The sequence below is a fragment of the Streptomyces actuosus genome, assembly GCF_016921115.1.
GTDB lineage: Bacteria > Actinomycetota > Actinomycetes > Streptomycetales > Streptomycetaceae > Streptomyces > Streptomyces actuosus_A.
In genome coordinates, this window is record NZ_JAFFZS010000182.1 from 1 (window position 1) to 469 (window position 469).

The 469-nt window shown below is 57.8% G+C and carries 1 protein-coding gene; it reads left to right on the forward strand.

Going from position 1 to position 469, the window contains the following annotated elements:
- A partial coding sequence (locus JS756_RS39060) for an Mpo1-like protein (protein WP_205387475.1) occupies nt 1-403 on the forward strand: 403 nt, incomplete at its 5' end.
- Between the last annotated feature and the right edge of the window lie 66 nt (nt 404-469).

Below are 469 nucleotides of genomic sequence, written 5' to 3' on the forward strand. Positions count from 1 at the left end.
GTATGAGTATCTCCCAGCCAACCTCGGCACAATCGGCGGCTTCATCTACGCCGTCTTCTACATCCTCCTCGAACCCGTCGCCGGCGGCCTGATCGCCCCGGTCATCATCGCCGGCTCCGCGAGCGCAAACTACCTCCTGAGCACCTACGACACCAACGTCAACTACTGGGCCGGCTGGATCCACGTGCTGTCGTGGGTGGCCCAGTTTATCGGACACGGCGCGTTCGAGGGGAGGGCCCCGGCGTTGCTGGATAACCTGGTGCAGGCGTTTCTGCTGGCGCCGCTGTTTGTCTGGATGGAGGTTCTCTTCTTCCTGGGTTATCGGCCGGAGTTGAGGGCTAGGTACCATAAAAGTGTGGAGAAGGAGATTGCTACGTTCCGGGCGAATGGCAAGACGCAATAAGTGTATTTCTTTTGTTTTTGGTTGCGTTTGCGTTTTCTCGGCGAGCAGGATGGCATTGCATTTGTT